The 13,679-nt window shown below is 73.9% G+C and carries 9 protein-coding genes; 3 read left to right on the top strand and 6 right to left on the bottom strand.

Annotated features, from left to right (window positions below):
• Window positions 1-494: 494 nt before the first annotated feature.
• Together ABT095_RS06040 and ABT095_RS06035 are read right to left on the bottom strand one after the other, a co-directional pair.
• Window positions 495-1,277, bottom strand: a complete 783-nt coding sequence (locus ABT095_RS06040) for a nucleoside/nucleotide kinase family protein (RefSeq protein WP_350528057.1) — start codon at window positions 1,275-1,277, stop codon at window positions 495-497.
• A gap of 10 nt (window positions 1,278-1,287) precedes the next feature.
• Window positions 1,288-2,271 carry a S66 peptidase family protein gene (locus ABT095_RS06035; RefSeq protein ID WP_350528056.1) on the bottom strand — a complete coding sequence of 328 codons (984 nt, stop codon included), beginning with the start codon at window positions 2,269-2,271 and terminating at the stop codon, window positions 1,288-1,290.
• Between the two features lie 609 nt (window positions 2,272-2,880).
• Here ABT095_RS06035 and ABT095_RS06030 point away from each other — a divergent pair.
• Complete coding sequence (locus ABT095_RS06030) at window positions 2,881-3,612, top strand: hypothetical protein (protein ID WP_350528055.1); 732 nt, start codon at window positions 2,881-2,883, stop codon at window positions 3,610-3,612.
• 17 nt (window positions 3,613-3,629) lie between these two features.
• Here ABT095_RS06030 and ABT095_RS06025 read toward each other — a convergent pair whose 3' ends face one another.
• Window positions 3,630-4,136, bottom strand: coding sequence for an NUDIX hydrolase (locus ABT095_RS06025; protein ID WP_350528054.1), 507 nt, complete (start codon window positions 4,134-4,136; stop codon window positions 3,630-3,632).
• Window positions 4,137-4,252: 116 nt separating this feature from the next.
• Between ABT095_RS06025 and ABT095_RS06020 the strand changes: the two genes are divergently transcribed.
• The gene (locus ABT095_RS06020; RefSeq protein WP_350528053.1) at window positions 4,253-5,128 is read left to right on the top strand and encodes an ATP-grasp domain-containing protein; all 876 of its coding nucleotides are present in this window, start codon (window positions 4,253-4,255) and stop codon (window positions 5,126-5,128) included.
• On the opposite strand, the gene ABT095_RS06015 is transcribed toward ABT095_RS06020, so the two are convergent.
• The 3 genes from ABT095_RS06015 to ABT095_RS06005 all read right to left on the bottom strand — a co-directional run bounded on the left by ABT095_RS06015 (window position 5,062) and on the right by ABT095_RS06005 (window position 11,704).
• Window positions 5,062-6,903: an MFS transporter gene (locus tag ABT095_RS06015; protein ID WP_350528052.1), complete on the bottom strand. Its 1,842-nt coding sequence runs from the start codon at window positions 6,901-6,903 to the stop codon at window positions 5,062-5,064. The genes ABT095_RS06020 and ABT095_RS06015 overlap by 67 nt on opposite strands.
• 162 nt (window positions 6,904-7,065) lie before the next feature.
• Window positions 7,066-10,836 (bottom strand): ABC transporter ATP-binding protein, encoded by a 3,771-nt coding sequence (locus ABT095_RS06010; protein ID WP_350528051.1) that lies wholly within the window; start codon window positions 10,834-10,836, stop codon window positions 7,066-7,068.
• A gap of 223 nt (window positions 10,837-11,059) precedes the next feature.
• Window positions 11,060-11,704, bottom strand: coding sequence for an SACE_7040 family transcriptional regulator (locus ABT095_RS06005; RefSeq protein ID WP_350528050.1), 645 nt, complete (start codon window positions 11,702-11,704; stop codon window positions 11,060-11,062).
• Window positions 11,705-11,874: 170 nt separating this feature from the next.
• Between ABT095_RS06005 and ABT095_RS06000 the strand changes: the two genes are divergently transcribed.
• Window positions 11,875-13,566: a carboxyl transferase domain-containing protein gene (locus ABT095_RS06000; RefSeq protein WP_350528049.1), complete on the top strand. Its 1,692-nt coding sequence runs from the start codon at window positions 11,875-11,877 to the stop codon at window positions 13,564-13,566.
• Window positions 13,567-13,679 lie beyond the last annotated feature (113 nt).

The following is a 13,679-nucleotide window of genomic DNA, read 5'->3' as shown; positions in this document are numbered from 1 at the left end:
GACACTCGCGTTGAGCGGCACGGCAACCACCGGAATAGGGTGATCCCGCGCACTGCGTCCTCGCTGTGTTTTATTACTAAAGGAATCTCCAACCCCGATCCACAAGGATCAAGGCCGGGGATGTCAACATATCTGGCGTTGACTTTTGGCACGCTGTTGAGTTCTCAAGGAACGGATGCTTCCTTCGAGCGGCCTTCCGGCCAACCCTCCGGGCTTCGTTCTTTCGTGTTTCCAGCTTAGCAGATGATTTCTGCTTCACTTTCCACTCGGTTTTCCCTGCCGGACCGCGACCTGACGGCCCGTCCGACGTCTCAAACCTTAGCCGATCCCCGCTCCGAAAAGCGAATCCGACCCCAATCCGATAAACACGCACAACAATTCGAGCCGAGGCATGCCGAAGACATGACTCCGCCGCGAGCGAAGTGGTGGTTCAAGGGATTGGCCGCCCCGGGACCGTCCGCGCTGCTGCGTGTCCGGTGCTCCCTGCCGAGCGACTAGAGAACACTACCCCTGTCCGGGAGCTCGGGCAAATCAGCGAAGTGGACCACCCGGTCGCAGGCCGACCGGGCCGACTTCACGTACTCACCGTTGGGGTGGTCGTTGGAGTCCACGCGGTCTTGGGCCGCTGCGCGGTCACCGGCGGAGGCCAGGTGGCGGTGGAGGAGGCGCTCTGCTCGGACGGTGTCCTCGGTGTGGAGGTACCAGATGGAGTGGAGGAGGGCGCGGGCTTCGGACCAGGGGGCTTCGGAGTTGGCGAGGTAGTTGCCCTCGGTGATGACCAGGCGGGTGTGGGGGTGGATCACGTGGCGAGCGGCGACCGGTTCGTCGAGAGTGCGGTCGAAGTCCGGGACGTAGAGGTCGTGGAAGCGGTCGGTGGCGGCGCGGCGCAGCAGGGTGACGTAGCCCAGCGCGTCGAAGGTCTGGGGAGCGCCCTTGCGGTGGCGCAGGCCGAGGCGGTCGAGCTGGGCGTTGGAGAGGTGGAACCCGTCGAGTGGCAGGTAGGCGGCCGTGCCCGGGCCTTCGGTCTCGTTGATCCGGGTGACCAAGTGGTGGGCCAGGGTGGACTTGCCGGTGGCGGGCGGGCCGGTGAGGCCGAGCAGGACTCGGCCGGTGCGGGCTCCTTGCCGGTGCAGCAGCGCCAGTGCGTCGGCCGCCAGCTTGGCTCCGGTCAGCTCGGCTCCGGTCTGCGCTCGGTTCGGGGCGGCCGTGGGGCCCGGGGCCGAAGCGGGGCCCGGCGCGGGTGCGTCGGAGGGTGGGGTGGGGCCGTCCGTGTGCATGGGGCGCACCTTACTCACCGCTCGGCGGGTTCGGCAGAGCTTCGGGAGCGGGGCACAGTGCGGGAAGGTCCAGGGTGAGGGTGCCGGCGTCGGCGTCCAGGCGGGCGGGGGTGCCGAGGGGGACGGTGAGGGCCGAGGGGCCGTGGCCGAAGCCGAGTTCCCAGAGGACGGGGACGCTCAGGGGAGCGAGGCGCTCGCGCATCAGCTCGCGGACTGTGGCGAGCGGGCCGCAGCCGGCCCAGGAGCCGAGTGCGATTCCCGCGACTCCTTCGAGGGCGCCGGAGCGGATCAGCTGGGTGAGGATGCGGTCGAGGGCGTACGGGTGCTCGTTGACGTCTTCCAGGAGCAGGATCGTTCCGGCGAAGGAGGGCCTTGCCGTGGTGGTGCCCCGGTCGGCGGCGAGGACGGAGGCGCAGCCGCCGGCCGTGATGCCCTGGGCGGTGCCGGGGAGCAGGGGGCCGGCGGCGGTGGAGGTGAGGACGGTGGTCTCGGCCGGGGTGAAGAGGGTCCGGCGGAGGTGGTCGGACGTGGCGTGGTCGGCGACGAAGGCGGTGGAGGCGGCCATCGGGCCGTAGAGGGTGGCGACGCCGAGGTGCTGAGCGACCGCCTCGTGCAGGGCGGTGACGTCGCTGAAGCCGACGAGTGTCTTCGGGGGTGCGGTGCGCAGCAGGTCCCAGTCGAGCTGGTCGACCATGCGCTGGACTCCGTAGCCGCCGCGGGCGCAGACGACTGCCGCGATGGTGGGGTCGAGCCAGGCGCGTTGGAAGTCGGCGGCTCGGTGAGCGTCCTCGCCGGCGAGGTAGTCGAAGGTGGGGTGGGTGTCGCGCAGGTGCTCGGCCGGGACTGCTTCGAGGCCCCAGGATTCGAGTACGCGGATTCCGGCGGCGAGGCGTTCCGGGTCGAGCGGTCCGCTCGGTGCGACGAGAGCCACCCGGTCGCCGGAGGTGAGGGCTGGAGGGCGGCGGAGGCCTTGCTGGGGCGTCGGGGTGGGCATCGGCGGATCCTCCTGGTGATCGGCGCAGGTGGGACGGACGCCCGGCACGGCTGCCTGGCAGAGGTGCGCAGCCCGGGTGCGCGGCGGGATTCCCGGCGCGGCTGCCCGACGGGGCGTCAGGGCCGGGCGGCGGGCGGGGCTGCTCACAGTAACGGTGTTCCCATCGGGCGGCCGATGATTTACCGGCCAGCCCAAGGGGGTTCCTCCGGTTCGAAGTCCATGCCCGGCCTTCCGCTGCCGCGGCCGAAGATCGAGCAGGTCAAGGAGTTGGCCTAGAGGTGAGCCCCGAGCAGATCGACCGGGCGGACGCCGACTGGGGTCACCGGGTTCGTGACGACGGCCCGCTGAACCACCGCCGCGCGCGGTCGGACGGGTGCCGGGAGCTCCAAAAGCCGTCCGTGGGCGCCGGTTGGCAAAGGCTGCCCCATGGGCTCGTCAGACTTGGGTCAGGCCAGTCCGGTGGTCGGCGGCACGAACGACCCAGTGTTTGCAAGGGAAATCGGCGCTCCGGGGGCGCTCCGAGGAGGGCCGGGCGACCCGGCCGGGCCTTGGCCGCCACCGGCTTGTGCGGGAGGATCATCCGAAAGACAGCTCGGAGGGCCCGTACCCATGACCACGCTCGACCGGACCGCCCGGGACGACTCGCCGCGGGACGACTCGCTGCGGGAGCCGGGGCCGGCCGCCCCGCGCGGGTTGGACGCCGAGGCCGCCACCACGGCCAACCTGAGGTCAGGGTTGGCCGCGCGGCTGCGCGTGGCGTACGAGCGCGGCACGGACATCGCGGCCCTCGCGCTGGCCTGCCATCAGTCACCCGCCGAGGTCCGTGAGTTGCTGCGCACGACGGGAGTCGTGCTGTCGGCGGAGGAGCAGGCGCCGGTCGCGCCCACGCCCTCGGAGCAGCTCCGCCGGGTGCGGCGGCCGACTCCGTCCCGTCGGCTCAGCCGGCTGCACCCGAAGTCGGACGCGCCGGTCGTGCCGCCCCCGGCCGAGGCTCCCCCGGCTCCGGCGGCGGCCGCCACCTCGGCTCCGCTGGGCATCCTGATCGGCGCCTCCCCCAGCTACACCGAGCCGCCGGGCCAGCCCGAGAGCCGGGAGCCGCGGCGAGTCCCGGCCCAGGTTGTCCGGGTCGGCCGCGGTACCAGCCTGGTGGTGCTGCCGAGCTGGCGCACCGCGATCGCCGTCTCGGTCCCGACCGAGCTGCTGGTGCGCGAGACGGGTCTGCGCCCCGAGCAGTTGAGCGGCGCCCGGCTGACCGTACGGATGAACCCGGAGGCGCTGCACGACCGCGAGCTGGACCTCGCCGAGTGGCGCCCGGAGGCGCTCGGGCGGCGCGCCCGGTAGTGGGGCGCGCCGGATGCTCAGCGGGCGTTCGGTACGTACCCGAGGTGGACGGGGGCCTCGCCGGTGGGCCACTGCTCCTGGGCGGTGGCGAGCAGGGCGGGCAGCTGCGGCGGCCAGAGCGGGTCCGCATCCGGGGCCGTCAGCTCGGTGTCGCTCCACCAGCGCCAGCCGAGGATGCGGTCCACCGCATGGGCCTCGCTCAGGTCACCCGTCGGGGCGCGGTGCGGGCCCCGGGTCAGGTAGATGTGCTCGTGCTGGCGCACGCGGGTGCCGTGCCAGGTGAAGTCGTGTTCCCAGGTGCAGAGCAGCACGCCGGGGGCCAGGTCCTGCCAGCCGGTCTCCTCGGCGAGCTCGCGGCGTGCCGCCTCGGCCGGGCTCTCGCCGGGCTCCATGCCGCCGCCCGGGGGCGACCAGTGCACCCCGACCTCGACGTTGTCGGAGCGCAGCAGGAAGACGGAGCCATCGGGGGCGAGCACCACCGTGCGGGCCGCCTGTCGGGGAGTTCGTGTCGAAGAGGATCCCATCCCGGCACCCTCGCAGAGCCCTCCCCGGGTGTCATCCGCTTTCCCGTCACCGTCCGGTGCCATGAGCCGCGGAATTCGGGCCCGGCGGGTGCGGGCGCGCCTTACGCTGTGGCCGCATGACGGTACCTGTGCTCCTCTTCCCCTCCGACCCGCTCGCCCCCAGGCGGCCCGACCCGCACTACGTCTGGGAGGCCCAGCAGGTGCGCGAACTCGGCGGGCAGTACGTGCTGCTCGACCACGACGCGCTGACCGCGGGGGCCGTCGAGGAGGCGGTGCGGCGGGTGCCGCAGGGCACCGGACCGCTCTGGTACCGGGGTTGGATGGTGTCGGTCGGCGAGTACGGCAGGCTCGCGGCGGCCTTGGCCGCGCGCGGGTGCGAGCTGCTGACCTCGCCCTCCTCCTACGCGAGCGCGCACGAGCTGCCCGGGTGGTACCCGGTGTTCGAAGGCGCGACGCCCGAGAGCGCGTGGACGGACGGCGGGGCGCCCGGACCGGTGGAGCTGGCGGCCTTGGCCGGGCGGCTCGGCGGCCGGGGGCCCGCCGTGGTGAAGGACTTCGTGAAGTCGCGCAAGCACGAGTGGCTGGAGGCGTGCTTCGTGCCGGAGCTGGCGGATCTGCACGCGCTGGACCGGGTGGTGGCGCGGTTCGTCGAGCTCCAGGACGACTCGCTGACGGGCGGGGTGGTGCTGCGGCGGTTCGAGGCGTTCGTCCGCGACGCCGAGGGCCGGGCGGTGGAGGCCCGGGTGTGGTGGCTGGACGGGGAGCCGGTGCTGACCGGGCCGCACCCGGACTGCCCCGAGGCCGACCCGGAGCCGGAGCTGGCCGAGGTGCAGCCGCTGGTCCGCTCGCTCGGCTGCCGGTTCGTCACCACCGATCTGGCCCAGCTGGCCGAGGGCGGCTGGCGGGTGGTCGAGGTCGGGGACGGTCAGGTGAGCGACCTGCCGCGCGGGGTGGACGTGCGCGGGCTGCTGGCCTCGCTGATCGCCGCCTGACAGCCGGCTGACGGTGGCTGCGGCGGGCGGGCCTGCCGGAGGGTCATCGCGCGGCCGGGCACGGCGGGCTCCGTGGCGCTGGTCGCGACGGCGGTGAGGGTCGCGACGGCGGCGCGGGTCGCGACGGCGGTGAGGGGCACCGCCACGGCGGCCAGCAGGGCGCCGAGCGCCAGGCCGGTGCCGGGGAAGCCGACGGTGGTGACCAGGGTCGTCCCCGCCAAGGGGCCGCAGGCGACGCCGAGGGCGGAGGCCGCGCCGACCAGGACGGCCCAGCGGCCGCGCTGGTCCAGCTCGGCGGCCAGGCCGAGCAGGCTGGTCAGCACGATGGGGTAGGCGGTGTTCCAGAGCACCTCGCCGACGGCGAACGGCCCCGCGGTGTGTGCGCTGCCCGCCATGGCGACGCAAGCCGCGATGGTCGCCGTGCCGAGGCCGACCGGCAGCGCGCGGCCGAGACGGGAGCCGAACGCGGCGGCGGCCGCGACGCCGAGCAGCCCGCCGCCGAGGGCGCCCGCGAAGACCAGCCCGAGGGCGGCTTCGGTCAGGCCGACCCGGTGCAGGCCGATCTGGCCGCTGACGCCCCAGAGGGCGTTCTGGGCCATCGACCAGAGGGCGATGCCACCCGCGAGGACGCTGCCGCCGAGCCGGTGCGGGAGCCATGGCCGGGCGGCCGGAACCGGACTGCTGCGGGCGACCGTGTCGGGGTGGCGTGGGGCGACGGGAAGCACGGCGGCGCGGCCCCGCTGGTGGGGGACGGCTGAGGTGGGAGCGGGGGCGGGGTTCGGCAGGCGGCGCAGGCTCGGCCAGGTGGCGGCGCCGTAGGCGGCCAGTGCGGCGAAGGGGAGGGTGTGGCCGCCGCCGAGGTGGGGCAGGGCGAGGAAGAGCGACCCCGCACCGGCGGAGGCGGCGAGCAGACCGAAGGCGGAGACGCGGTGCGGCTGAGCGGCCGCGGCCGCCTCCACGCCGGCCACCGCGGCGACCGTGCCGGTGCCGAGACCGCCGAGCAGGCAGCCCAGCACGAGCGGGAGCAGCGCCGTGGCGGCGGCGGCCAGCGCGAACCCGAGCACCAGCAGCACCAGACCGGCGCGCGCCAGCCGCCGCGCGCCGGTCGCGTGGACGCGTGCGGCGAGCAGCAGCCCGGCGGCGGCCGAGGCAAGCAGGAGTCCGCTGCCGACCGCACCGGCCTGAGTGGACGTCACCCCGAGGTCGCCGACCACCCGGGCCACGATCGCGGGGAGCAGGTACGCCGGAAGGTATCCCGCCGAGAAGAGCGCCACCGCCGCGAGGGGGAAGGCGGCTCGGGGCGAGGGCGTGCGCGGGGTGCGGTGCGAGCCGGCCCGCCGGTGCAGGCGGTGGCGCCGGTGCGGCGTGGGCCCCGTCGGCTCGCCGGGCCCTGGCGGCGGCGCCCATGGCGGACCGGGCCGCGGCCCACCGGCGGAGCGGACGGCACGGGCCGCCCGGCCGGCGGGCACGGCGCGGGTACCGGCGAGCGGGGCCGTACGGGCGGCCGGGGCGTGACGGTTCGGCGCACGGCGCGGGCGCCCGGGCGGGGCTGACGCCGGATCGGACGGCACCGGGGCCGTGCGGGGCCCGGCCGGGGTGCCCGTACGGTCGGGCGGGACCGACTCGGCGTCAGCCCGGAAGTCGGTGCCCGCCCGGAAGGCCGTCGCGGCCACCGGCCGGACGGGCAGGGCGGAACGCGGGCGGGCGTCGGCGGGGCCAGGGGTGGAGGGTTGGTGCGCAGTGCTGCGCCCCGTCCCGCGGGCGCGCGGAGACATGGGCAGTGGCCTTTCGACCAGGAGTGGTGGGGGGTGCGCCCGGCCGTCGTCCGGGAGTGCACGCACTGTCTACCAGCCCGCCCGGGCCCCGTGCGGGGTGTTCCGGGCGGGGCTGCGCAGTTGGTTCCCAGCCGATATCGCTCCGTGATCGAACGGCCCTGATCAGCGGCCGGATCGGGCCTCGTGGTCGGCCCCGACGAAGGCGTCCCAGAGCTTGGCGTACGCACCGCCGCGCGCCAGCAACTCCTCGTGCGCGCCGTCCTCCACCACCCGGCCGCGGTCGAGCACGACGATCCGGTCCGCCCGCTGGGCGGTGGTCAGCCGGTGGGCGATCACCAGGGTGGTCCGGCCGCCGCTGAGCTGGTCGGCGGCGTGGTTGACGGCGGCCTCGGTGGCCAGGTCGAGGGCGGCGGTGGCCTCGTCGAGCAGCAGCACGTCGGGGTCGACCAGTTGCGCCCGGGCCAGCGCGATCAGCTGGCGCTGGCCGGCCGAGAGGTTGCGGCCGCGCCCCGCCACCTCGTGCTGGTACCCGCCGGTCAGGCCGGTGATCATCTCGTGCGCGCCGACCGCCTTGGCCGCCGCCACCACCTCGGTCTCGGTGGCACCGGGCCGCCCGTAGGCGATCGCGTCCCGGACCGTCCCCGCGAACAGGTACGCCTCCTGCGGGACGACCCCGAGCCGGTGCCGGTAGCCGGCGAGGTCGTACCGGGTGACGTCGGTGCCGTCCACCCGGACGGTGCCGCCGGTCGCGTCGTAGAACCGGGCGACCAGCTTGACCAGCGTCGACTTGCCCGCGCCGGTCTCGCCGACCAGGGCCACGGTCTGCCCGGCCGGAATGTGCAGGTCGATGCCGGTCAGCACCTCGGGGTTGCCCTCGCCGCCGCCGTTGTAGGCGAAGCTGACGCCCTCGAAGCGCACCTCGCCGCGCAGCTTCTCCACCGCCACCGGCCGCTCGGCGTCCGGCGTGCTGGACGGCGTCCGCATCAGCTCCCGGATCCGGCCGAGGCCGACCGAGGCCTGCTGGTAGCCGTCGAAGATCTGCGAGAGCTGGTTGACCGGGGCGAAGAAGAGGTCGATGTAGAGCAGGTACGCCACCAGGGCGCCGATGGTGAGCGTGCCCGAGCCGACCCGGGAGGCGCCGACGATCAGTACCAGCGCGGCGGCCACGCTGGAGAGGAACTGCACGAAGGGGAAGTACAGCGAGATGTACAGCTGCGCCCGGACCCGGGCGTTGCGGTAGTCGATCCCGGCCGCGACGAAGCGGTCGGTGTTGAGCTCCTGGCGGCGGAAGGCCTGGACGATCCGCATGCCCGCCACGTTCTCCTGCAGGCTCGCGTTCACCGTGCTGATCAGGTCCCGGGAGATCTGGTACTGCGCGGTGGACTTGCGGCGGAACACCAGGGTGGCCACCACCAGCACCGGCAGCACCGCGAAGACCACCAGGGCCAGGCCCGGGTCGATCACCAGCAGGGCGACGAAGATGCCGGCGAAGGTCAGCAGGCTGACCACGGCGGTGACGACACCGGTCTGCAGGAACGAGGAGATGGAGTCCACGTCCGTGGTCATCCGGGTCATGATCCGGCCGGAGAGCTCGCGCTCGTAGTAGTCGAGCCCGAGCCGGTTGAGGTGGGCGAAGATCTTCAGCCGCAGGGTGTACAGCACCCGCTCGCCGGTGCGGCCGCTGACCTTGGTCTCGGCGCTCTGCACCAGCCAGTCGAGCAGCACGATCACCAGCGCGGCCAGCGAGGCGGCCGTGACGCCGGACATCGCGGCCCGGCTGACGCCGTTGTCGATGCCGTGCCGGATCAGCACCGGGATCGCGAGGCCGGCCGCGGCGTCCAGCGCGAGCAGCACCAGGGCCAGGCCGAGCTGGGCCTTGAAGGGGGCGAGCAGGCGCAGCAGGTTGAAGTCCGGGTCGGCGGCCTCGGCGGCGGCGACCGGGATGCCCGGGGTGTCGGTGGCGGGCGGCAGGGCCTCGACCTGGGCCCGCAGTTCGAGGTCGGCCGTGTCGGCGTGCTTCTTCCGTGGCGCCGGGGCGGGTACGGCCTCGGCCTCGGGGGCGGGCCCGTCCAGGCCGCCGTCCGGGTCGGTGATCAGCGCGCGGTACTGCGGGCAGCGGGCCTCGAGCTCCTCGTGGGTGCCGAGGTCGACCAGCCGGCCGCGGTCGAGCACGGCTATTCGGTCGGCGAGCTGGAGGGTGGACTGCCGGTGGGCGATCAGCAGCGTGGTGCGGCCGGCCATCACCCCGCGCAGCGCCTCGTGGATCTCGGACTCCACCCGGGGGTCGACGGCTGACGTCGCGTCGTCGAGCAGCAGCAGCTGCGGGTCGCTGAGGATCGCCCGGGCCAGTGCGATGCGCTGGCGCTGGCCGCCGGAGAGGGTCAGACCCTGCTCACCGACCTTGGTGTCGTACCCGTCCGGGAGCCGCCGGATGAAGCCGTCCGCCTGGGCGGCGCGGGCGGCGGCGCGGATCTGATCCTCGGTCGCGTCGGCGCGGCCGTACGCGATGTTGGCGCTCACCGAGTCGGAGAACAGGAAGCTGTCCTCGGGCACGATGCCGATCGCGCCGCGCAGTGAGTCGAGGGTCAGGTCGCGCAGGTCGTGGCCGTGCAGCCGGACGGCGCCGGCGGTCGGGTCGTAGAACCTGGGGAGGAGCTGGGCGACGGTGGACTTGCCCGAGCCCGAGCCGCCGACCAGGGCGAGGGTCTCGCCCTGGGCCAGCCGCAGGGAGAGCCGGCCGAGGACCAGGGGGCCGTCCTCGCCGTAGCGGAAGTCGACCTGGTCGAGCTCGAGGGCCGGAACGCCCTCGGCGGGCGGGCCGGCGGGCAGGTCGACGGCGCCCGGCCGCTCCCGCACCAGCGGGCGCTCGTCCACCAGCTGGAGCACCCGCTCCACGCCGGCCCGGGCCTGCTGGCCGACGGTGATCAGCATGGTGAGCATCCGCACCGGGCCGACCATCTGGGCGACGTACGTGGAGAAGGCCACGAACGTGCCGAGCGAGATCTGGCCGCGCACGGCCAGCCAGCCGCCGAGGGCCAGCACCGCCACCTGGCCGAGCGGCGGGATGGCCTGCATGGCCGGGTTGTAGCGGCTGTTCAGGCGGATGGTGCGCAGCCGGGCGGCGTACAGCGCGTGGGAGACACGTTCCAGCTTGGCCCGCTCCTGCGCCTCCTGGCCGAAGCCCTTGACCACCCGGACGCCGCCGACGGCCTCGTCCACCACGCCCGCGACGGCGGCCGCCTCCTGCTGGGCGGCCCAGGTCGCCGGGAAGAGCCGCTTGCGGCTGAGCGTCACGAACAGCCAGAGCGCCGGGCCCATGACCACGGCGACCAGGGTCAGCACCGGGGAGAGCCAGAGCATCACCAGCAGCGACATGCCGAACATCAGGAAGTTGCCGGTCATCATCGGCAGCATCGAGAGCAGGCCGTTGACCAGCTGCAGATCGGAGGTGGCCCGGCCGACCACCTGGCCGGTGTCGAGTCCGTCCTGCCGGGCGCCGTCGAGCCGGGTGAGCGAGCGGAAAAGGTCGGCGCGCATGTCGTGCTGGACGTCCAGGGCGAGCTGGCCGCCGTAGTAGCGGCGGAGCTGGACACAGAGGAAGACCAGGGCGGCGGCGAGCAGCAGGGCGACGGCCCACGGGGTGAGCGGGCGGGAGTGCTCGGTGATGACGTCATCGATGATCACCCGGGTGATCAGCGGGACGACGGAGGTGATCGCCATGCCGAGCAGCGAGGCGCCGAAGGAGATCAGCACGTTGCGGCGGTAGCGCCAGCAGTAGCCGCTCAGGCGGCGCAGCCAGCCGGCCTGCTCGGCCGGCCCCGTCCGCGTGGCGGGGGCGGCGGGTGGCGACGGCCGGGGCTCCTGAGTGCGGTCGGAGACGCTGTCGGGGGCTCCTGAGGCAAGCTCGACCGTGGATCTTTGAGTCTCAGACATATTTAGCGACACTAACAGTCCCCTCAGGGGTCGTCCACGGAGTTCCCGACACGCAGAACACTCGAACGCTGCGGCGAGCTGGGAACTTCCCAGCGCCCCAGACTCCCCCGCGCCGACAGCCTGGCACACCTGCCCGCCGGTCCGGGCGGCTCGGCCCTTGGTCCTACACCCCCCGAGTACGGGCGCCTCAGGCCGTATGCTCGCCTCGAGGCGCCCGCTCACCTCAGGCCGCGCGCTCGGCGCGGGCCGCCGCCTCGGCCGCGGCGGAGAAGGCGCCCTGGGCCAGGTCGTGCAGCAGGGCCGCCATCGCATCGCGGGGCAGGCCGCGCTCACTGTCGCCGGACTTGCGGCCGGCGCTGTGCGGGGTCGAGTTCAGCAGGCCGAACACGGCGTGCACGGCGGAGCGGGCGAGTGGGGCCGCCTCGGGGGTGGCCAGCGGCGGGAAGGCCTCGCGGACCACGTCGACCCACAGCTCCACGTAGCCGCGCTGGAGGCGGCGCACCCGGCGGCGGTCCTCCTCCTTCAGATGGAGCAGTTCGCGGTCGTGCAAGGTGATCAGGTCACGGTCGTCGATGGCGAAGTCGACATGGCCGCCGATCAGGGCGTCAAGCGCCCCGCTGGCGCTGCCGGCCTCACCGACCCGGCGGCGCCCCTCCTCCAGGAGCCGCTCGCTGATGCCGACCAGGAGATCGGCGAGCATCGCGTCCTTGCCGGAGAAGTGCCGGTAGAGACCTGGGCCGCTGATGCCGACCGCCTTGCCGATCTCGTCCACCCCGACGCCCAGGAAACCCCGTGCGGCGAACAGCCGGGCGGCCTCCCGGCGGATCTGGTCTCGGCGGGAGGGCGCGGGAGCGGGCTGGTTCGACATGACATCCATCGTAGACACCTGGGTTATCGGGCGTTAACCTGGCAGCACGAGTTAACGCTCACTAACGTGTCTGGCAGCACTCGCTCACACGAGTCACCGCTCACCAAGCCGGGTCGGCGAGTCCATCCGTCCACCGGTCCGGCTGCTCCGAGGGCAAGGGAGCTCTTGGGATGGTCCCCACCTATTCCGGACCGATCGTCGACCCGGCCGCCGGTCCGCACCAGCAGCCGATCGACGCCACCGCCGCACCCGCGCCCCGGCTGGAGAGCGGGGTCGACCCGTCCTCGGCGGCGTACGCGGCCAACACCGCGGCCCACCAGGCGCTGGTCGCCGAACTCCGGCAGAAGCTCACCGCCGCCGCCGAAGGTGGTGGCGCCAAGGCCCGGGCCCGGCACACCTCACGCGGCAAGCTGCTGCCGCGCGAGCGGGTGGACACCCTGCTCGACCCCGGCTCCCCCTTCCTGGAGCTCGCCCCGCTGGCCGCCGACGGCCTCTACGACGGCGCCGCCCCCGCGGCCGGCGTGATCGCGGGGATCGGGCGGGTCGCCGGGCGCGAGGTGGTGGTGGTCGCCAACGACGCCACCGTCAAGGGCGGCACCTACTACCCGATGACGGTCAAGAAGCACCTGCGGGCCCAGGAAGTCGCGCTGGAGAACCGTCTCCCCTGCCTCTACCTGGTCGACTCCGGCGGTGCCTTCCTGCCCATGCAGGACGAGGTCTTCCCCGACCGCGACCACTTCGGCCGGATCTTCTACAACCAGGCCCGGCTCTCCGCCGCCGGGATCCCGCAGCTGGCGGCCGTGCTCGGCTCCTGCACGGCGGGCGGCGCGTACGTGCCCGCGATGAGCGACCAGGCCGTGATCGTCCGCAACCAGGGCACCATCTTCCTGGGCGGGCCGCCGCTGGTGAAGGCGGCCACGGGTGAGGTGGTCACCGCCGAGGAGCTGGGGGGCGGCGACCTGCACTCCCGGACCTCCGGCGTGACCGACCACCTGGCCGAGGACGACGCGCACGCGCTCTCCATCCTGCGCAACATCGTGGCCGGGCTCGGGCCGCGAGCGGCCACCCCCTGGCCGCTCACCCCCGCCGAGCCGCCGGCCGTCGACCCGGCCGGGCTGTACGGCGCGGTACCGGTGGACCCGCGCACCCCGTACGACGTCCGCGAGGTGATCGCCCGGATCGTGGACGGCAGCCGCTTCGCCGAGTTCAAGGCCGAGTACGGCGCCACGCTGGTCACCGGCTTCGCGAAGATCCACGGCCACCCGGTGGGGATCGTCGCCAACAACGGCGTGCTGTTCGCCGAGTCCGCCATGAAGGGCGCGCACTTCATCGAGCTGTGCGACCAGCGCGGCATCCCGCTGCTCTTCCTGCAGAACATCACCGGCTTCATGGTCGGCCGCCAGTACGAGGCCGGCGGCATCGCCAAGCACGGCGCCAAGATGGTCACCGCCGTCGCCTGCACCCGGGTGCCGAAGCTGACCGTGGTGATCGGCGGCTCGTACGGCGCAGGCAACTACTCGATGTGCGGCCGGGCCTACTCGCCCCGCTTCCTGTGGATGTGGCCCGGGGCGAAGATCTCGGTGATGGGCGGCGAGCAGGCCGCCTCCGTCCTCGCGACCGTCCGGCGGGACCAGCTGGAGAAGCAGGGCGAGGAGTGGGCCACCGAGGCCGAGGAGGAGTTCAAGCGGCCCGTCCGGGAGCAGTACGAGCGGCAGGGCAACGCGTACTACTCCACCGCCCGGCTCTGGGACGACGGCGTCATCGACCCGATGGACACCCGGGCCGTGCTCGGCCTGGCGCTCAGCAGCTGCGCGAACGCCCCGCTGGCCGAGCCCCGACCGTACGGCGTCTTCCGGATGTGACCGGGGGCGGCAGGGCACTCCCTCCTGCCGCTCCGCCGGCTCCCGGCCCGCTCCCCGCCTCGCCTTCCCTCGCTCTCACCCCGGCCCCGGCACCCCCGGCCCCGGCCCTCGCT

The sequence above is a fragment of the Kitasatospora sp. NPDC002227 genome (assembly GCF_040296285.1).
In the GTDB taxonomy this organism is placed as follows: domain Bacteria; phylum Actinomycetota; class Actinomycetes; order Streptomycetales; family Streptomycetaceae; genus Kitasatospora.
This window is presented reverse-complemented; position numbering and strand designations above follow the sequence as displayed.

Excerpts from the sequence above, each read along its gene's own strand:
- ABT095_RS06005 (WP_350528050.1), bottom strand. The coding sequence starts at position 11,704 with ATGTCGAACCAGCCCGCTCCCGCGCCCTCCCGCCGAGACCAGATCCGC.
- ABT095_RS06040 (WP_350528057.1), bottom strand. The coding sequence starts at position 1,277 with ATGCACACGGACGGCCCCACCCCACCCTCCGACGCACCCGCGCCGGGC.
- ABT095_RS06010 (WP_350528051.1), bottom strand. The coding sequence starts at position 10,836 with ATGTCTGAGACTCAAAGATCCACGGTCGAGCTTGCCTCAGGAGCCCCC.
- ABT095_RS06035 (WP_350528056.1), bottom strand. The coding sequence starts at position 2,271 with ATGCCCACCCCGACGCCCCAGCAAGGCCTCCGCCGCCCTCCAGCCCTC.
- ABT095_RS06020 (WP_350528053.1), top strand. The coding sequence starts at position 4,253 with ATGACGGTACCTGTGCTCCTCTTCCCCTCCGACCCGCTCGCCCCCAGG.
- ABT095_RS06025 (WP_350528054.1), bottom strand. The coding sequence starts at position 4,136 with ATGGGATCCTCTTCGACACGAACTCCCCGACAGGCGGCCCGCACGGTG.
- ABT095_RS06015 (WP_350528052.1), bottom strand. The coding sequence starts at position 6,903 with ATGTCTCCGCGCGCCCGCGGGACGGGGCGCAGCACTGCGCACCAACCC.
- ABT095_RS06000 (WP_350528049.1), top strand. The coding sequence starts at position 11,875 with ATGGTCCCCACCTATTCCGGACCGATCGTCGACCCGGCCGCCGGTCCG.
- ABT095_RS06030 (WP_350528055.1), top strand. The coding sequence starts at position 2,881 with ATGACCACGCTCGACCGGACCGCCCGGGACGACTCGCCGCGGGACGAC.